The sequence below is a fragment of the Amycolatopsis sp. NPDC026612 genome (genome assembly GCF_040638285.1).
Classification (GTDB): Bacteria; Actinomycetota; Actinomycetes; order Mycobacteriales; family Pseudonocardiaceae; genus Amycolatopsis.
In genome coordinates this window covers 132864-152046 of sequence record NZ_JBEZYB010000009.1, presented here as the reverse complement: position 1 = coordinate 152046, position 19183 = coordinate 132864, and the positions used below count along the sequence as shown (strand labels likewise).

The 19183-nt window shown below is 65.9% G+C and carries 10 protein-coding genes, 1 tRNA gene and 4 pseudogenes; 5 read left to right on the top strand and 10 right to left on the bottom strand.

Translation table 11 applies throughout. From position 1 onward, the window contains the following. Nucleotides 1–129: 129 nt before the first annotated feature. Entirely contained in the window at nucleotides 130–2307 is a 2178-nt protein-coding gene (locus AB0F15_RS12700) for an RICIN domain-containing protein (RefSeq protein ID WP_360269400.1), read from the bottom strand. Nucleotides 2308–2579: 272 nt separating this feature from the next. On the opposite strand from AB0F15_RS12700, the gene AB0F15_RS12695 reads away from it, so the two are divergent. Next, nucleotides 2580–2652, top strand: a tRNA-Ala gene (locus tag AB0F15_RS12695). 341 nt (nucleotides 2653–2993) lie between these two features. Here AB0F15_RS12695 and AB0F15_RS12690 read toward each other — a convergent pair. Then, nucleotides 2994–4298 (bottom strand): annotated as a pseudogene (locus AB0F15_RS12690) (site-specific integrase); the annotation flags it as partial. 256 nt (nucleotides 4299–4554) lie between these two features. Between AB0F15_RS12690 and AB0F15_RS12685 the strand changes: the two are divergent. Further along, a pseudogene (locus AB0F15_RS12685) lies at nucleotides 4555–6055 on the top strand (ISL3 family transposase). A gap of 391 nt (nucleotides 6056–6446) precedes the next feature. Here the strand turns inward: AB0F15_RS12685 and AB0F15_RS12680 are convergent. From AB0F15_RS12680 to AB0F15_RS12670, 3 genes are all read right to left on the bottom strand, one after another. Beyond that, nucleotides 6447–8594 (bottom strand): alpha/beta hydrolase fold domain-containing protein, encoded by a 2148-nt coding sequence (locus tag AB0F15_RS12680; RefSeq protein ID WP_360269398.1) that lies wholly within the window; start codon nucleotides 8592–8594, stop codon nucleotides 6447–6449. Between the two features lie 80 nt (nucleotides 8595–8674). Then, a complete protein-coding gene (locus AB0F15_RS12675) occupies nucleotides 8675–9205 on the bottom strand; it encodes a hypothetical protein (protein WP_360269475.1) in 531 nt (176 codons plus the stop codon). Nucleotides 9206–9368: 163 nt separating this feature from the next. Further along, nucleotides 9369–10991: an AMP-binding protein gene (locus AB0F15_RS12670; protein WP_360269396.1), complete on the bottom strand. Its 1623-nt coding sequence runs from the start codon at nucleotides 10989–10991 to the stop codon at nucleotides 9369–9371. A 168-nt stretch (nucleotides 10992–11159) separates the two neighbouring features. On the opposite strand from AB0F15_RS12670, the gene AB0F15_RS12665 reads away from it, so the two are divergent. Next, nucleotides 11160–12335, top strand: a complete 1176-nt coding sequence (locus AB0F15_RS12665) for a helix-turn-helix domain-containing protein (RefSeq protein ID WP_360269394.1) — start codon at nucleotides 11160–11162, stop codon at nucleotides 12333–12335. Between the two features lie 82 nt (nucleotides 12336–12417). On the opposite strand, the gene AB0F15_RS12660 is transcribed toward AB0F15_RS12665, so the two are convergent. Both AB0F15_RS12660 and AB0F15_RS12655 read right to left on the bottom strand, forming a co-directional pair. Beyond that, on the bottom strand, nucleotides 12418–12813 hold the full coding sequence (locus AB0F15_RS12660; RefSeq protein ID WP_360269393.1) for a hypothetical protein: 396 nt from the start codon (nucleotides 12811–12813) through the stop codon (nucleotides 12418–12420). Between the two features lie 71 nt (nucleotides 12814–12884). Continuing rightward, nucleotides 12885–13499 (bottom strand): TetR family transcriptional regulator, encoded by a 615-nt coding sequence (locus tag AB0F15_RS12655; protein WP_360269391.1) that lies wholly within the window; start codon nucleotides 13497–13499, stop codon nucleotides 12885–12887. Between the two features lie 155 nt (nucleotides 13500–13654). Here AB0F15_RS12655 and AB0F15_RS12650 point away from each other — a divergent pair, with 155 nt between their 5' ends. Beyond that, nucleotides 13655–14494, top strand: a complete 840-nt coding sequence (locus AB0F15_RS12650) for an alpha/beta hydrolase (protein WP_360269389.1) — start codon at nucleotides 13655–13657, stop codon at nucleotides 14492–14494. A 457-nt stretch (nucleotides 14495–14951) separates the two neighbouring features. Here the strand turns inward: AB0F15_RS12650 and AB0F15_RS12645 are convergent, their stop codons facing one another. The 3 genes and pseudogenes from AB0F15_RS12645 to AB0F15_RS12635 all read right to left on the bottom strand — a co-directional run. Then, nucleotides 14952–16556: a reverse transcriptase domain-containing protein gene (locus AB0F15_RS12645; protein WP_360269387.1), complete on the bottom strand. Its 1605-nt coding sequence runs from the start codon at nucleotides 16554–16556 to the stop codon at nucleotides 14952–14954. Between the two features lie 505 nt (nucleotides 16557–17061). Next, entirely contained in the window at nucleotides 17062–17697 is a 636-nt protein-coding gene (locus AB0F15_RS12640) for a transposase (protein ID WP_360269385.1), read from the bottom strand. Nucleotides 17698–17752: 55 nt separating this feature from the next. Continuing rightward, nucleotides 17753–17896 (bottom strand): annotated as a pseudogene (locus AB0F15_RS12635) (hypothetical protein); the annotation flags it as partial. Between the two features lie 2 nt (nucleotides 17897–17898). Between AB0F15_RS12635 and AB0F15_RS12630 the strand changes: the two are divergent. Then, nucleotides 17899–19110, top strand: a pseudogene (locus tag AB0F15_RS12630) (IS3 family transposase). Nucleotides 19111–19183: the final 73 nt, after the last annotated feature.

The window sequence follows — 19183 nt, the reverse complement described above, 5'->3', positions numbered from 1 at the left end:
GCTCCCGGGTCGATGGAGGACCTCAGTATCGCGACGATTACCCCGTCCGGCGTCCCGAACACCCCGTTCGGGCGTATCCACAAAGGACCGGCGTGCGCCGCGGCCGCCACCACGGCGCACGCCGGTGATTCAGGGGTAACTCACCAGGTTGACGGCCTTGGTCCCGGGCGGCGTCGCGGAGCCGGTGTTGTTGATCACGTGGGTGATCGTGCCCTGGTGGTTGAGTGACACGGTCACCATGTCGTGGAAGCGGACACCCGGCGTGTTCGGCGCCTCGTACGCGTGCGCGCTGGCCACGGACGGGTTGGTGCTGAAGTAGCAGTAGCTGCCCAGCCCCCACGCTTCGTGACCGGTGACGTTCGGGCCGACCTTGTAGGCGGAGAAGCCCGGCGTGGACCCGTTCATCCAGCTCGCCTGGTCCGGCACGTCGTAGGGCATCTCGTTCTGGAAGAAGTAGGTCCGGCCGCCGTTGCCGTTCCAGACCACCTGGGTCTTCTGGAAGTGCTCGACGAAGAGGCCGTACATCGTGACGTTGTTGCCGTTCACGATGAGCCCGGTGTCGGCGGTGTTGGTGGTCCAGCCGACGTACTCGTTGCGCTCGGCGTGGTCGGCGCGCCAGATCCACATGTGGTCGCCGATCACGTTGCTGCTGTTGACGACGAGGCTGTTCGTCGCCTTGCCGACGGCGGCGCCGCCGATCCGGAAGAACACGTCGTGCAGCGAAGTCGGGTTCGCTGCGTGGTTCGCCGCCGAGCCCGCCGGGCCGACCTGCACGAGCGTGGTCGAACTGGTGGTGCCGGCGTCGATCAGCAGCCCGGCGACCTTGACGCCGTCGACGTCGTCCACGGTCATCGCGGTGATGCCGTTGTCGGGGATCAAGGTGGCGATGCCGAGGCCGAGCACGACGGTGTCCGGGCGGGTGACGCGCAGCGTCTGGTTCAGGTGGTAGACACCGGGCGTGACCAGCAGGTTCTTGCCCGCGGCGAGCGCGGCGTTCAGGTCCGCGGCGGTGGCGCCGGGCTTGGCGATGTAAAACTGGTCGATCGGCAGGGACGTGCCGGGCGCGTTCCCGTTCGCCCAGCTGGTGCCGGCCGCGTCGGTCTTCACGCCGGGCACGAAGACCTGGTAGTTCCCGGCGTTGTCGATGTAGAGGAAAGGCTTTTCGCGCACGACCGGCGTCTGCGCGACGGTGGTGTAGGGCGGCGCCGGGAAGGTGTTGGCGGGCGCGCCCTGGACGCCGGCGAAGACCATGTTCCAGTTCGAGCCGTTCCAGCTGCCGAACTGCGAGTTGCGGGAGATCCACTGCTGCTGGGAGCCGGAGCGGACCTGGCCGTCGACCTTCGTGTCGGAGATCCAGCCGCCGCTGGCCCAGCCGCCGTCGTCGAGCTGCAGGTCACCGCGGACGTGCATGCGGCGGTAGGGCGCGGCCTGGCTGACGGCCCACCGGTCGGTACCCCCGTTCGGGTTCACGGACAGGTTCTCCGCGCCCCGCCAGAAGTTCTGCGTCGCGTTCTGCGGCGGGAACCAGTCGGCCTCGACGTGCACGGCGCCGTTGATCGTGACGGCGTCGGGGCTCAGCCCGAGGCCCAGCACCTGCGTGTAGAAGCCGACGTTGACGTCGTTGGCGTAGGTACCCGGCTTGAACATCACGGCGTAGCGCTGGCTGCCGAACTGGTTGCGTTCCTGCTGGCCGAAGATGCTGTCGAGCCGGCTCTGGATGGTCGAGCTCGGCATCGACGGGTCGAAGACGACGACGTTCGGGCCGAAGTCGGGCCGGCCGGGCTGGCTCGTGTTCACGGGGGCCAGCATGAAGGACTGGGCGGCGGTGCCGTTGCAGGTGTACTGCTGGAGCTGCACATCGGCGGTGGAGGCACCGGGGACGTCGAGGCACTTCCCGCTGTTGCGGCTGACGAAGTGGTACCGGTTGTTTCCTTCGTCAACGGCCTGCCACTGCTGGTTGGCGCCGTTCGAGTAGGTCCAGAGCTGCAGGAGCCCACCGTCGGCGACGGAGACGTCGGCCACGTCCCAGGCGGCGGCGGGGTTGGCCCGGGCGTTCACCCGGAAGTAGCCGTCACCGGTCGGCTGGAACTGCCACTGCTGGGAGCCGGTCTGGTTGCAGGCGTACTGCTGGACAGCGGTCCCGTCGGCGGTCCCGTCGGCCCGGGCATCGACACACTTGCCACTGTTCCCGGCAGCCACGGTGTACCACCCGTTCGGGGTCACCGCGGCGTCTGCTGTCGCGCTCGCGCTGCCGACCAGGACCGCTGCCACCGCGAGCAGCGTCACCACCCGCCGTCTCGTCTTCATGCGAACCTCCTCCGCCGCGCGTGGCGGCGTGCATCGAGAGGTGTGCCCGGTCTTGGAGACGCGGCGTAACGGGCGGGGACCTCGGCGTCACAACCGCGCAAAATGTAACGGCGGCCACAGTGGGGCGTCAATACAGGACTAAAAATAAGGTGTGAATGTCCTGGTCAACGGGTTGTGGGTCGCGTGGCGGTACCGTGAGGCCCCCCGCGTTGAGGGGGTCTGGGCCGGGTGTAATGTATGGGCATACGAGATGCGGAGTTCACCTTCGCCTCGGGGCTATGGCGCAGCTGGTAGCGCACCTCACTGGCAGTGAGGGGGTCAGGGGTTCGAGTCCCCTTAGCTCCACATCGCAACGAACCCCTTCGTTTCAGCCTCCCGGGCTGGTCGGAGGGGTTTTCTGCGTTCCGGGTTCGATCTTCGGTGATCGTTGTGCGGCGTGATCTTGTGCTCCTGGTGGGGCAGAACTGGAGCACCACCCCACCCTCGGTATGGCGTCGGCGCGGTGTTCCCGCTGCTCCCCGGCCTGGGTGGCGGGTGACCCCCACCGTGGCGAAGAGGGGGACAACCGGCGCCACCCACCCACCGTCGACCACACTCGGTGACGGTGTCGGCGGTGGTGGTGCCGCGGTGTGCCAGCGCCGCTCAAGGTCCTCTAGCAGCCGCTGCTCGACCTCCGGGGCGACGTGGGAGTAAGTCTCGATGACCCGGTTGTCCAGGTGATGACCAAGCCTCCGAGCCTGGGCAATCTCCGGCGCGCCGCCGGCGATCAGCCACGTCTTGTGACTGTGCCGCAGCCCATGGAAGGTCAACCCGGGCCGAACCGGCGCACAACCCGCCTTCGTCCCGGACGCCTCGCTGCCATCGACCGCCGGACGGAAAACCCGCCGCAGGAACGTCGAGCGCCACAACCACGTCCCGCTCGGCGTGGTGAACACGAACTCATACCGGTACCGCGCGAGATGCTCGCGCAGCAACGCGACCAGGAACGGCGGCAGCGCGATCGTCCGCGCCGAGGCTCGGGTCTTCGGCGGACCCAGCCACCGCATCGACCCCGACTCATGCAACGCACCCACCAGCGGATCGACCACCAGCTGACCGCTTCGAAGATCGACATTGTCCCGGTGCAAGCCGGCCAGCTCGCCCCACCGGCAGCCGGTCCACGCCGCGGTGATGACCAGAAGCCGCGCGATCGGCCCGCCGAGCAGACCGGCCTGCTCGGCGATCCGCACCACTTGCTCCGGCGTCGCCCAGATCCGCTCCGGTACCGCCCGTCGCGACCGCCGACCCCGGCGCCTCCGCCGGCGCACCGGATTGAACGGAATCAGCCGCTCGTCAGCCGCATCGGTCAGCAGCATTGACAGCAGGTTCAGCTGCGAACTCACCGTCGACGGGGCGTACCCGGCTCGCTCCAACTCTCGGGCCCATTCGGTCACATCCAGCGCCGTGATCGCACCCAACGGCATGTCGCCGAACTTCGGCAGGATGTGACACCGCAACCGGCTCCGGTAACTTTCGATCGTCCGCAGATCCAGATCCAGATCCAGCGACCGCGCCACCCACTCGGCCACCGTAACCGCACTGTCGACCGGATCAATCCACACCCGCCGACGCCGATCCACCTCCAACCCGGCGGCATAGGCCGCAGCATCACGCCGCGAACCGAACCCGGACACCGAACGTGCACCGAAACCTTGCCGCCGATACCGCACCCGCCACGACCTGCTGCCGCACTGCTCCACCCACGCCACAACGGCCTCCCGCACCCTGCTGAGAACAACGAAGCGTCGCTCCGCAACGGGTGTAGTTCCCCGGCGCAGACATCTCCAGCGTTCGCCCTCAACGACGAGTGCAGGCGCTGGCCGCCATCCAGGTCGCGCAGACCGGGGACAACCGGTCCGTACGCACTCTCCTAGCCGAGTTGCGGACGTTGTGGCCGCATCGATAGGGCAATGCTCAGGTGCTCCGCCTCGTCGTGCCGTCGGAACCGTCATGGCTCCGTCAAGTCCGCAACTGCGCATGGTGCTTACCTTGGCGGCATCCCCTGACCGGCCACACTGCCCTTGCCCCGTACCAGAACCTGCACGTCGGCGGCGGGATCACCGTCACGGATCCCGCCGCGCGCTAGTCGGGAGGGTCTGTCAAACGAACGGCTCTGGCTCGTATTCGGTGGTGACGGTCCGCTTCGGGCGGTCACGGCGGGTTGTGCCAGGGTGACGCTGGTGCGATGTTGATCAGCTTCTGGCGTTGGTGTTTTCTGGGCTGTCGTCCCTGGTCATCGAGGGAGTCGAGGAGGTGGCTGGGACGCTTGTGGTCCGGGCGTCGACACGGTCTGCGCCGGTGTCCTGCCCGGGATGCGGCATGGAGACCGGTCGAGTGCATGGCTATGTCGAACGCGGACTCGCTGACGTGGCGGTGGACGGGCGGAAGGTCATGGTCCGGGTGCGGGCACGGCGGATGCGCTGCTCCACGATGGATTGCACGTGGCAGACGTTCCGCGAGCCGTTGACCGTGGCGGGGCGATATCAGCGCCGCACTACCCGGCTGACCGCTCAGGTCGGCCACGTGGTGCGAGAGTTGGCCGGGCGTGCGGGAATCCGGGTTCTGGCTGGTCTTGGTGTCGCGTTGTCCCGGCAGACCGCGCTGCGAATCTTGGGGCGTCTGCCGCTGCCGGTCCGGCCGGTGCCGATGGTGATTGGTGGATGATTTCGCTCTGCGTAAGCGCCAGTCGTACGCGACGGTGATCATCAACGCAGTCACCGGCGACCGCGTTGATGTCCTCGCCGACCGCAAAGCCGACACGCTCGAAGCCTGGTTACGCGAACATCCCCACGTCCGAGTGGTCTGCCGGGACGACTCCGGAGCGTACGCCGAAGCGATCCGCCGCGCACTGCCGGATGCGGTGCAGGTCACCGACCGCTGGCATCTCTGGCACAACCTCGCCGAAGCCGTGCTCAAGGAAGTCGCCGCCCACAGCGCGTGCTGGGGCAAGACCGGACCGCCACCCCGTGAGGGCAAACGCGCGGCTACGACCCGGGAACGGTGGCGGCAGGTTCATGATCTGCTCGATCACGGCGTCGGGCTGCTCGAGGTCTCCCGCAGGTTGAATCTGGCGTTGAATACGGTGAAGCGCTACGCCCGCATCGACCAACCCGAACGCCTCGTACGGGCTCCGCAGTACCGGCCCACCTTGGTCGATCCGTTCCGCGACTACCTGCGCCAGCGGCGTGCCGAAGAGCCGGCCGTGTCGGTGTCGCGCTTGCTCCACGAGATTACCGAGCTCGGCTACACCGGAAGTCAGAACCTGCTCTATCGCTACATCACGCAAGGACGCGTCGAATCCGATCGGCCCGCGATCTCCCCCAAACGCCTTACCGGCTACCTGCTCACCCACCCGGACAAGCTCCAAGACCACCAGCGAGAGTGGATCGACTCCGCGACCAGCGCCTGCGCCGAGATGACCGGGCTTGCTGCCCTCGTCGGTGACTTCGCCGCACTGCTCACACCCGACCCCGACAACGACGAACACCTGACCCGCTGGATCGACCAGGCCCGAGCCGAGGACCTGCCCCACCTCCACGCGTTCACCCGCGGCCTCGAGCTCGACCGCCCCGCCGTAAACGCCGCTCTCACCCAACAATTCCACAATGGACGAACAGAAGGAGTGAACACCAAAACGAAGCTGATCAAGCGCCAGATGTACGGGCGCGCAGGCTTCACCCTCCTCCGACACCGCATCCTGCTCGGCTAACACCACGCACCGCAACCACCGAAAGTGCGTCAGAGCCGAAATTCCGACAGTCCCCAGGGATCAGCCTTCTGGCTCTTCTTCGAGGTTGATGGTTTCGGGCCACTTGAGTGGTTGCTGGTCGGCGTCTAGGAGTGCCTGGGTCATGACTGCCCGGGCACGGTCGTGGGCCCGGATGTTGCCGGCCGCTGCGGCGCGGGTTCGGCGATGGTCTGGCCGTTGTCGGTGAGGTCGACGTTGACGGGGAGTCCGCCGGGGAGTGCCATGCCGGTCACGAGGGTTGGGGATGGCGATGTCGGAGATGAAGCGAGCGATGCCGTCGAGCTCGGGCCCGATTGCGACCCATGTCCCGTCGGGTCGACGGACGAGGAGCGCGGGGGAGAACTCCATTCCGCTAAAGCAGGCGTTCAATGGCTTCGCCGGCGAGCTGATCAGCCCAGATTGCGGCACGCGATAGCGTCCGCTGGGCTTCCGGCAGGAAGCCGAACAACGTGTATACGTGCACCGAGTCCTCGATCATCTCCAGGGTCACATCGGCGCCGGCAACCTTCGCCAGTTCGGCAAAGCGGGTGGTGTCACTCTCCAGTACCTCACCGTGCACCGCAGAAAGATAGAGCGGCGGGAGTGAGGAGAGGTCACCAAACAGCGGCGAAACCATCGGATCGGTGGGTTCGTGCCCCTGGAAGTACGAGGCGCCGAGCTGGGTAAGGCTGTCACGGTGCGAGGCAGGATCTTCCCCCGAGTAGGTTGCGACGCTCGGTCCGCTGAGCGTCAGGTCGGTGAATGGGCACACCGCCAGTACACCCGCTGGTCTTGGAAGGCCGGCGCGATCCAGCGACAGCGCGAGAGAGAGCGCCAATCCGCCTCCTGCGGACTCCCCGCTGAGGATGATCGACGCGGGGTCGACCCCTCGTCCCAACACGCCACGGTAGGCGGCGAACACATCATCGATCGCGGCCGGGTACGGGTGTTCAGGCGCCAGACGATAGTCGACCGAGAACACCTCGGCATGGAAGGCTGCCGACAAGCGACTCGCGTACTCCACTGAACTCTCCGCCGAGCCAAGCACGAACGCCCCACCATGCAGATGCAGCATCGTACGCCGCGGCTGCGTGACTTCCGGCGCTGTCACCTTCAGGCTGGCTACGCCGTTCAATTCGCAGCGTTCAACCCGAACATCGGATGGCGGCGGGAACTCGGTGCGCAGGAATCGATCGTAGGCGGCGCGTTGGCCTGGATGACCCTGTGCGATGTCTTCCTGGCCGATAGCCCCCCTCCACAGATCGAAAGCACGCTGACTTTCCGGCCTGGCCATCTGCTTGCCCTCCTTGGAAGAGCTCAGTCCGATCACGTCGGCCACAGGCTGGTCCATCGCAGCAAGGGCATCGTGGCCCCAAGCGAACTCCCAGGATGTGAGGGCAAGTGGATCGATGCGCTGGGTGCCCTTCCAGCGACCATTTCGGGCCCGCACCGAAGCCTCATCCGGTTCGTGAGCCATCTTCACGGCGAAGCGCGCGCCAGCTTGGATGCGTGTGGTGCGAGGCTGGCGGCGCCTCTCGTACTCCACGAGGGCCTTCTGAACATCGTCACCGTGCCGGGCCACGGTTGCAGCGAGGGTCCAGGCGTCTTCCATCGCTTGACAAGCGCCTTGCGCGAGATAGGGAACCATCGCGTGGGCGGCGTCACCAAGGAGCGTGACCCGTCCGTACGTCCAGCGTTCGATCGGATCGCGGTAGTACATTCCGGTGATGAAGGTGGAGTCGATGGCCTCCAGGAGAGCGCGAACCGTCGGTTCGGCTCCCTCGAAGGACGACAACAACTCCTCGGTATCGCTCGTGTCGGTCCACGACTCCCGCTGCACCTCAGTGGCGGGGACGGCAGCCAGCACACTGTAGAGGTCCTCACGCACCCAGTAGGTGATAACGCTTCGCTGAACGCCGAACCAGTTGTTTCCGGCGACCGGGAGGTCGAGGCCTTCAAGCCGATCGCGCGGAATGAGGGCACGCCACATCAAGATGTTCGCGAACTGCTTCTCCTCGGGCCCGACGACAAGGTCGCGCACGATCGAGTGGATACCGTCGGCGCCGATGACAGCATCGCCTCGGATCTGCTCCCCCGACGCCAGAGTGACGCTAGCGCCCGTTTCGTCCTGTTCGATGCCGACGACCTGTGCCGACAGTTGCAGACACTCGGGCGGAAGCGCATCGCGAAGAATCCGGATCAAGTCGGCCCGGTGCACGTTGTACATGACCGCGCCGTACTGCTGCGCCACCTCCTCGCCCAGGGGCGCCAGGTAGAGCAGCTCACCCGTATCGAGGTCTCTGTAGTCATATCTCTGGGGTACCGTCGCCACGGAGGCCAGCGCCGGCTCCAGGCCGAGTTCGCGCATAACTATCGTTCCGTTGGCCGCGATTTGCACACCCGCGCCGATCTCGGTGAGATCATCCGCGCGCTCGAGCACGTGGACATCGATGCCGTGATGGCGCAGCGCGATCGCGGTGGTGAGACCGCCGATACCTCCGCCGACGACGATGATCTTCATACTGGGTCCTTTCGTTCACGCATGTTCTGAAATTGATGGAGTGGCGAAACACCCATTGGGTGTGGGCATCCACGTGGGGGTCAGGGAGCGTCGGGCCAGACTCGAAGCACGAGCTTCCCGATGTTGCTGCCGCGATAACGGTCCAGGAGAGCCCGGCCGAGTGCAGAAGCATTGCCGGGCGGGGCGGCATGCGTCGCGCTCACCCCGAGCACACCCGCGAGCACGAATACGCCGCACTGGAGACGGGCTACTCGAATGCCCACGAGTGCTGCGTCAACCGCTGAGACCGCCGAGGCACGCATCGACCGGCCGAGACCTGTGTATCGCAAGATCAGCAATGCGCACGCGGTGACTGTCGCGATGACAGCGAGGTTGACAAACGTCTGCGGATCCACCCGAACGCCTCCAATCATGACGGGGCCATCGAAATTCGGCCGGTAGCTCGGGTCGACCCCGAAGAAGGTCAGTGCCAGCGACCCCAACGCAAAGAGCACACCGACACTCACTAGGCCCGGCGCCATCGGATCGGCCACACCAAGTCGGCGCAGTCCGAGGAAAAGTGACGCCGAGAACGCGCCGCAGGCGGCTCCTGCCACCAGTGCGACGAGCAGTCCGATTCCGCCACCCCGGCGGCGGCGTAAGCCAGACCGCCGAACACCGCATAACCACCAACCGCCAAGTCAAGGGAGTGCGTAGTCATCCACACCAAGCTCGGGGGGATCGCGATCAGGGCGTAGAGCGCACCAAGCGCCACGCCTTGCATCAGAAACTCGATCATGCGTGTCCCCCGACCGTGCACGAGGCAGAGTCCGCCTTCGCTCGACTCCACTCGCTGGGCACCTCATCCCATGACCCCTCAGCGGTCTTGCGCCTCAGTTCCGGCTTGAGCACCTTGCCGGCCGCGTTACGCGGCAGACCCTCCGAGCGCAATCGCACCCGCTCGGGGACCTTGAAGCCGGCCACCCGGGAGGCGACAGACTCGATCACGGCACGCAAGTCGAAACCAGGACCAGGCACGATCACGGCGCCGACGCGCTCCCCGAGCCGCTCATCTGGAACGCCTACGACCGCGGCATCGACCACACCGGGGGCCGCGATCAGGGCACTCTCGACCTCGACACAGAAGACATTCTCTCCACCGCGGTTGATCATGTCCTTGAGTCGGTCGACGAGGTAGATGCGGCCTTCGGCGTCGATCCGGCCGCCGTCACCGGTACGCATCCACCCCTCAAAGCCATCGGGGCTGCGTAGGCCATCGGCGCCCCAGTATCCGCGGGTCACCGTCTGACCCCGCAGTACCAGCTCACCGACACCGGTGCGCGGGTCGGCGTCGAGCACGCCGACGTCCATCGCGGGTACCGGGTAGCCGATCGAGTCAGCGTAAGGAACTGACTCAGCGCCACTAATCGCGGTGGCCATAGAACTGGTCTCGGACATGCCGAAGCCGTTTGCGACGATTGCGGTTTCAAAGCCTTTCGCGATCTGCTCGACCAGCGCCGGTGAAACCGGCGCTCCGCCGTAGACGGCCCATCGGACACTCTTGACGCGTTCGGGGGCAAACTCTGGAGCACGGACGACGGCGTGGTAGAGGGCCGGGACCAAGACGAGCAGGGAGGCGCGATAGCGCTCCACCAGATCAAGAAACTCCTCGACGACAGGCGTGGCTTGAACCACGACCTTGCCCGCATTGAGCAAGGTTGCGAGCATTTGACCGTTGCATCCGGTCACGTGAAACAGCGGAACGGCGACCACCGTGACGACACGATGGGGTCCACCTACGGGCAGGTCGAAGGTGCGACGGACCGACTCCACTATCGACAGCAGGGCCTCGTGGGTCGAGGTCGCACCCTTCGGTAGGCCCGTCGTACCACTCGTGTAATAGATCGCCGCGAGATCGTCTTGCCCGAGCGAGTCGTCCCAGTCGGGTTCACCCAAGAGGACCTCGTCGACCGACCGGATCGTCAGCTTGGGTGTGCAGTCGTCAAGGATCTGGTCGAGTTCGGCTGCAGACAAGCGCGTGTTCAGCGGTGCGGCAATGGCTCCCGCCGCGATGATGCCCAGGAACAACTCGATGAAGGTCGCCGAGTTGTCAAGGGTGAAGGCCACCCGATCGCCGCGGGTAACGCCGCGATCGCGCAGCCCACCGGACACCTGCAACACCCGATCCCACAACTGGGCGAAGGTGATCTCGCGACCGTCGACATCCACGATGGCCACGTCGTCCGGCCTGTGCGCGGCATGCTCGCGCAACGCGTGAACGACCGATGTCGGGAGGTCTCGATACCGGGGCACACCGCCGCCATCTCGCACCACGCCCGCGTGGTCACGAGGACCATCAAGTCCATTGACTACGGGATCCACGCGGTGAGTGGTCGCTGCCTGAAGGTGGTGATCCATGCCACTAACCCTCAGCCAAGTATGACGGACGTCTCTAGAGGCGGACAGACAAACTCAATCGCGCCTTCTTGTCGAGACCTCTAAAGAGGAGCGTAAAATCAGTTCGATCGGCCGAGTTTGGGCAGCCTGCTCGTAGCAACCGCTAGTCTCCAGGCATAGTCTCGAGCCATGCCGTCCCCGGTTTCGTCCGACCTCGTTGACTTCAACACGCTCGCGGTTCGGATGCTCCAGAGCACCGATCTGCTGGCGCGGCGGCTGCGTAGTCGCCTCGTCGAGGGGGTAGAGGGATACCGTCTCGTCGACCCCGACAACGTCGTCTCGGAGCTCGCCGTCAACTTCCGGGTTGTGCTCACCTCGTGCCTTCCAGACGCCCCACTCCCGCCTGAAGAGGCCCTCGCGGAGGCGGAGATCCGCGGCGCCGATCGCGAACGCCTCGGTGTCCCCCTAGAAGATGTGCTGCGTGGTTGGCGCATCGGTTTGGAACTCGCTTTTGATCATGCTCGAACGCTCGCGCATGGGTTGGATCTCAGGTCAGAGCTCGTGCTCGACTACACGCGCATGTTGCTGCGCGCCTCCGATCTCTACACGTCAGCGATCGCAACCGGTCATCGCCGGGCCGAGTTGGATATGGCAGTCGTCTCGAATGAGCGGCAGAACCGCCTCGTTCGCCAACTGCTGCTCCACGACGGATCTGCCGCCGACTCACTGAAGCATCTCAAGGCCCTCGGCTTGGACTCGTACGGCCAATGGCAGGCATTTTGCACCGAGAACCTAAACGACGACACCCGCACAGCCGTAAACCGCTGGATTCAACCCAGCCATCCTTCAGGTACACCCGCGGGCGTGGCGAGCGTCGTTGATCAGCACGTCATAGGTTTTCTTGCACGTACTCCGCCGAAACCTCCAGCGCTCATTGCCCTTGGCGCCGAGGTGACACGGGAGGAATTGCCCGAATCGCTGCGCCAAGCACAGCGAGTGCACAACGCCGCACGGGCAGCAGGATGGTCCCGCGGGGTCGTGACGATCGACGATCTTGGGATCCGCGTCGCCGTCCACGACGATCGCGATGTCAGCGAAATGATGCTTCGTCGCTACATCGACCCGGTGACACAGACCCGGAGTGGGGCTGCGGTACTTGAGACCGTCTGGCACTACTTCAACGCCGGGCAACAGGTGGACCGTACGGCCGAAGCAATGTTTGTCCACGCCAACACCGTCCGCTATCGGCTGCGCCGCTTCGAGGCACTCACGGCAACGGACTTGCGTGATGGTTGGGTGATCGCCAACGTTGTCTGGGCATTGATCCGACAGAACCCGACGCTCCGCCCTGGTCTCGACCGCTGACGGTGGACACCTCGTAAGAGAGGATCTGCATCGCGGGAGGACAAATGTCCGGAGTACAGGAACGAGGCCGTGAAGTTGGTGATCAACGCCGGCCGGACGGTGGCTGTGGTCGCCCGCGAGCCGGCCAGCCGGTCCTCTTCTCGAACGCGGTCAGCTTCTTCAGGGGCCGCCGGGTCGGGTGGACTTGACGCACGATCAGCCGCATGCCCTCCGGCCAGCCCTCACGGGTGTTCACCCCGGTCAACTCGGCGACGAAGTAGCCCTCTTGGAGACTGTCGTACTGGCGCACGGAGGTCTCCCAGGCGGTCTCGGGCAGCTTTGCGATGGCCTTCTCGTCGTCATCGGTGGTCTTCCAGCCGACCGTGTAACGCACCGTGCGCCGCGTGGTGTTCAGGGCTTCCAGGCACTCCAGCAGCCCTTGGGTGGCGCCGGCGCCGTCTACCCGGACAGGTGTGCCAATCCCTGGAAAGTGCCTCATCCATGAGCTCCCGGCCATGTTCCGCCATCTGGCGGCGCTACCCGTCGTGGGCTTGCGTCGATCGGCTGCGGTCAGGCTTCTGGGCTCCTTGCCGCCGGCTGGTCGCTGTTGCCGTATGCCAGTGACGCGAGAATTTCCTTGCGGCAGACATCGAGGATTTCGTCCGCCAGCGGAGAATCGTCCGGGCATGCCCGCGACAACACGATCGCGCCGACCGAATGGGCGAGCATGTCGATCATCGTGGTGCGGGCCGCGCGCCCGTCCGCATCCCCGAGCGTGTCCCCTTGGGAGGCGACCTGGAGAGCCGTCAGCAGGTTTTCGATCCCTGCCTCGAACTCCTTCCGGATGTCCCCCGGTTGACGTGCGGCGTCGCCGCTGAGGGCGGCGATGGTGCAGCCGTCACCGCGGCCGTCGCGATGCTCCCGCGTGACGTAGCGCTCGACGAACTCGGTGACGTCCCGGCCCTCTGCCTGTGCCGCGGTCTGTGAGAGCCCGTTCGCGGACACCTCGGCCATGAGGTCGGCCTTGGAGCCGAAGTGCTTGTAGAACCCGCCATGGGTGAACCCGGCGGCTGCCATCAGGTCCGCCACGCCGACACCATCATAGCCGCGCTCGCAGAACAGCCTGCCGGCCGTCGCGACGATGTGCGCACGGTTCTGCTTCGCCTGTGCCTTGGTGACCCGCATGTCCAGCCGCCCTGTCCTCGGTCGACACTCCACTCGCGTCTCACGGCCAAGTATACATAGATGTCGATCGGCATCAAAATCCTTGACTTTTTAGATGACGATCGTCATCGTAGTACTCACCTCCGGTACTCACCCCCTCCAGAAAGGCTCAGGCCATGAGTGACACGCATGTGACCGCACCGACTCAGTACATCGAGGTCGACGGCGACCGCTTCGCCTACCGACGCTGGGGCAAGCCCTCGGGCGTCCCGATCTTCCTGGTCCAGCACTTCCGCGGGGGGATGGACCACTGGGACCCGCTGCTCACCGACGGCCTGGCCGAAGGCCGTGAGGTCATCCTGTTCAACGGTCGCGGCATCGCCTCGTCATCCGGCACGCCGCGTAACAAGATCGAGGACATGGCCGACGACATCGCCGCGGTCATCCAGGCGCTGGGGCTGGAGCAGGTCGATCTGCTCGGCTTCTCGATCGGCGGTTACCAGGTACAGGAGGTCACGCTGCGCCACCCCCAGCTGGTCCGCAAGCTCCTCCTGCTCGGCACCGGCCTGCGCGGCGGCGACCAGACGATGGACCCCAAGGTGCCTGAAGTCGCCACGCATCCGGTCCACGACCTGGAGGACTTCCTCTTCCTGTTCTTCGGCCGCTCGCAAGCCGCGCGGGAAGCGGGCCGGGCGTTCTGGGAGCGACGTCATCAGCGGGCCGACCAGGACCCGCCGAGCTCGCTCGAAGTCGCACAGGCGCAGCTTGAAGCGTTTGCGACCTATACGGAACCGCTGCCGGGCGAGAATCCCTACGCCTACCTGAACGCGATCACCCAGCCGACGCTGGTCCTCAACGGCGAGAACGACGTGATGATCGCCTCGATCAACTCCTGGCACCTCGCCCAGAACATCCCCAACGCTCAGCTGCTGATCTACCCCGATGCCGGGCATGCAGCGCAGTTCCAGTACCCCGAGCGGTTCCTGAAGCACGCCATTCAGTTTCTCGACGAGTAACACCTGCGGGGCTTCGGTGTAGTCGCTGACGCCTGGTCGGTGATGATCGGCCAGCTCATCGGAACCCCCCAAGGCCTCGTTGCCGGCGCGGCCCCCGGTGACCGCGGTCAGCGCAAGGTGGTGGGGGCCAGTCGGATCGTCTGTGGCTGCTGCATCCGGAGGCGTATGGGCTTGGGCTTGCGGACCGCTTTCACCGGTTCGACGGGGTGTGGCGTGGTGCGCGGTGGTCGGGGAGGGCGGGTGAGGCGGCGGACCATGAGGGTGATGAAGGTCCAGGTGATGTGGGCCTCGCTGTGGGAGACGAGTCGCTCGTAGTCGCGGACGTTTCTCCTGGCTCTCATGATCCACGAGGATGGGTCGGCCGCGCAGCGAGGTGCCAGCGTTGGCTGGTCCTTTTCCGCGCGGCCTCCCGCCGAACCGGACTTGATGGTTTCCCGATCACCCGGCTCTCCAGTGACTACTGCGTGAGCGGTGCGGCCGGTTGTCCCCTGTGGACCTGGTCGTGACAAGGGGCGCAGACCACGAGGGTCTTGCGTCGCCTGTTCGTCATCGCTTTGGCCCACAAGGGTTGGAGTGGTCCGGGTTTGCCGAGATCGACGATCTTGCGGACGTGGTGGACTTGAACGTCGCCCGTTTGCTGGCAGATCTCGCAGGTGTCCGCGAGAAGCCGTGACACGAGTTCCTTGTGCGGATAGTCGACCCGGACCGGCTGGCGTTCGGTGACCGTCGCCGTTTTCCGCCGGTGGAGTGGTGTTTCGCCGAACCGTGCGACCAGTGGCTGCCTGCCATCGCGCTCGATGCGTGCCTCGAAGCAGGTTCGCGGCCCGTGCGGGGTCTGAATTTTGGCTTTGTGCTTGGCCGCCATCCTCGACATCGACGAGCGGTGCTTGCCTGCCAGGGTCTTGAGCATGGAGGTCTCCATGACCCGGCGCAGCCGGCGGAGTCGATAGACGTCCCCGGCGAGCAGGTAGTACTGGACGATGCCCCGGTAGATGGCCCCGTAGGTGGCGACGATGGTGTGGTCGCTGCCGTTGGTCAGGGCCTTCTGCTTGGCGGGTTTGCCGCGGCGCAGGTAGGGGACGGACTTGGCCTTGATCACGTCCAGCGGGACACGGAGGGCGACCTGCCCGTTGACGCGCCGGTAACGGCCGGTCTTCTTCGTGTCGTTGTGCTGGATGGTGATCTCGTAGCCGAGGAATCGGGCCGCGCCTGTGCGGGCGTGGGTGATCAGCGTCTTGTCCTGGGAGAGTTCGAGCTTGAGTTCGTCACGCAGAAACTCGGCCAGGAGCTGTTTGCTCTCCTCGGCTTCGGCCTTCGGTCCGGCGAACCCGAGCAGATGGTCATCTGCATACCTGCAATACCGTAACCGCCGATAGCCCGGGTCGTCCGGGTCGGCGCTGGGCAGGCTGACCATCCGCCGCCGCAGCGTCCGGGCCGAGGCCCGGTCACCACGCCGACGAGCCGTTGCCAACTGTGTCTGCAGTTTCAGGTAGGCAGGATTACGTGCCCTGCGGTCCCCTCGGGTGCACTCCGGAATCAGAACCGTCTCGACGAACTCGTCCAACTTGTGCAGGTAGATCGAGGACAGGATCGGCGAGGCAACCCCGCCTTGGGGAGCCCCGGACAAGGTGGCACCCCATTTCCAGTCCTCCAGGTATCCTGCTGTGAGCATGTTGCGCGCCAGCCTCAGGAATCGGCCATCGCGGATCTTCTCCGACAGGATCCCGATCATGACGTCATGGTCGAGAGATCCGAAGCAGTCGGCGATGTCGGCCTCGACGAACCAGGCCGTTCCGGTCCAGGTGTTGGCGATCTCCCGCAACGCGGCATGACAGCCTCGGCGCGGCCGGAACCCGTGGGACCGATCGGAAAACGCCGGTTCGTAGTACGCCTCCAACAGCAAGCGAACCACCTCGCCGACGAGCTTGTCCGACCAGGTCGGCAGCCCCAGCGGACGGGTCTTCCCGTTTTTCTTCGGGATGTGCACCCGCCGGACGGGCGAGAATCGGTAGCGCTCGTGGCGTATCGCATCGATGATGCGGCCGATCTTCGCCTGGGACATGCCGTCCACGGTTTCCTGCGTGACCCCCGGGTGTCATCGCGCCGTGGTTGGCGTAGATGCGCCCGTAGGCCAACAGATACAACTGCGGGTTGAAAAGTTGCCGATACAGCTCTTTCAGCGGCAGACCGCGTCTGCCGCGCTCACGCAGGACACCCAGCACCGTTGCGGCGCTCTGCATTACGCATACCTCCCGATCTGGTGGTGTCCGATCACCTGGCCCCCTTCGCCCTGTGGGCGGCTTTCCCGCCCTCCTTGGCCGGGCGTGACTCCGGCGACTACTACGAGGCCTCCGTCGCCGTTGGACTCGCGTCCAGTAGGCGATCCCGCGTTCGTCCCTGTTGTACGTGGCAGCGTGACGTAGGCGGCCCACTCATCTCCTTCAACGCCCTCGCTGGGCGTCGCCTCGCGCTCCGGAGGTTGCGTCGGCCACCATCGAATCCAACGCAGAGCGCGACACCGGTTTCAGCAGTCCTTCCGGCGGATGGGAACTTGCATCGACTGGAGATTAGGCTTCAAGCAATCCAGCTTTCGCCGTATCACGCGGGTCCCCCCGACACACCGTCCCTGACCGCTGGACCCGGTCGCCGGGTTCTCTGGCATGCTCTTGTCCCCTTAGCCTTTCGGCCTCAGATAAGCCATTCGACCCAGGAACCTCCCTCCGAGTTCCTCCCGGCTGAATCGGGGATACAACAGAGCGCCTCGCGGCGCACATGGTGCGCTCGACGACCCACCGGCGGGGAAGGACGACGAAGCCGGTGGTGTCGTCGTTGCGTTTGATGATCTCGACGGTGATGTCGAGGACGTGGGTGGCCCAGCCCAGCAGGGTGCCCAGGTAGCCGCCGTCGGCCCAGACAAGCTGGATTCGGCCGCTGGTGGTTTTGAGCCAGTGCAGCAACGGGCGGGCGGCGACGCGGTCCTGGACGGAGGCGGCGGTGACCAGCACTCCCAGTAGCAGCCCGAGGGTGTCGACGGCGATGTGGCGTTTCCGGCCGTTGATCTTCTTCCCGCCGTCGTAGCCCCGGTTCTCCCGGCCGAGGGGTTTCGGCTGCTTTGACCGTGGCCGAGTCGATGATGGCGGCTGTGGGTTCGGCGTGGCGGCCTTCGGTGAGGCGGACCCGGTCGCGCAGGATGTCGAGCACATCCTGGGTGATGGCGGCCTTTTCCCAGGCGAGGAAGTGGTTGTAGACGGTGGACCAGGGCGGGAAGTCCGCGGTCAGGGCCCGCCATTTGATGCCGTTGTCCACCACGTAAAAGATCGCGTCGATGAGGGACTTGACCCCGGATGTTGGACACCTGACACACTCGGACCGTGATGGTCCGGGTGGACTGGAGTCCTGCATAGATGGTCATGAAGCACTACCCACCGGAGTTCAAGGCCGAGGCGGTCGCGCTCTACCGGTCCCGACCGGGCACGACGGTCGCCGCGGTGGCCAGGGATCTCGGGGTCAACGCCGAGACGCTGCGCTCCTGGATCCGGATCGATGACGGACAACGCACCGATTCCCACCCCACGACCGGCGCAGCCCCGGCGGCCGCACCGCTGCCGGGCACGCTGGAAAGCGAGAACACCGCGCTGCGCAAGCGGGTCCGCGAGTTGGAGGAAGAACGCGAGATCCTGCGCAAGGCGGCCAAGTATTTCGCCGGGGAGACGCGCTGGTGAACCGCTTCCAGTTCGTCGCCGACCACCAACGCCGCTACGGCGTCAAGCGGTTGTGCCACGTGATCGGCATCGCCCGGTCCAGCTTCTACCACTGGAAAGCCACCGCGGCCGACCGAGCCGCCCGCAGTGCTGCCGATGACCGGCTGGCGGCCCGTATCCGCGTGATCCACCGGGAATCCGACGGCACCTACGGCGTTCCGCGCATCACCGCGGAACTCAGGGATGCCGGGCACGTGGTCAATCACAAGCGGGTCGCGCGGGTCATGCGCGGGATCGGCCTGACCGGGGTGCGGCTGCCGCCGGCACCGCACCACCATCGGCGACCCTGCCGCAGCCAAGGCCTCGGACCTGCTCCAGCGCGACTTCACCGCGCAGGCGCCGAACACCCGCTACGTCGGCGACATCACCTACCTGCCGATCGCCGACGGGACATTCTGCTACCTGGCGACTGTGATGGACCTGTGCTCCCGCCGGCTGGCCGGGTGGGCGATCGCTGATCACATGCGCACCGAGCTGGTCATCGACGCCCTCAACGCCGCCCAACGCACCCGGGGCAGCCTGGCCGGGGCGATCTTCCACATCGACCACGGTGCCCAATACGTCTCCCGGGCGTTCGCCGAGGCCTGCCGGAGGGCTGGGGTGATCCAGTCCATGGGCGCGGTCGGCAGTTCCGCCGACAACGCCGCCGCGGAGAGCCTGAACGCGGCGTTCAAACGCGAGACCCTGCAAGGCGCCGGAAGCTGGCCCACCGCAAGGGAAGCACGACTGGCGGCATTCGGCTGGCTGCATCGCTACAACACCCGCCGTCGTCATTCCTACCTCGGGCAGCAATCCCCGATCGCCTACGAGACCAGTCTCGACCCGACATCGGCTACGCTACCCAAAGTCGCATAACCCTGTGTCCAACATCCGGGGGTAAGCCCCGTTCTCGCTGCTCCCGGGCTTGGTCTACGAGTGACCCACCGTG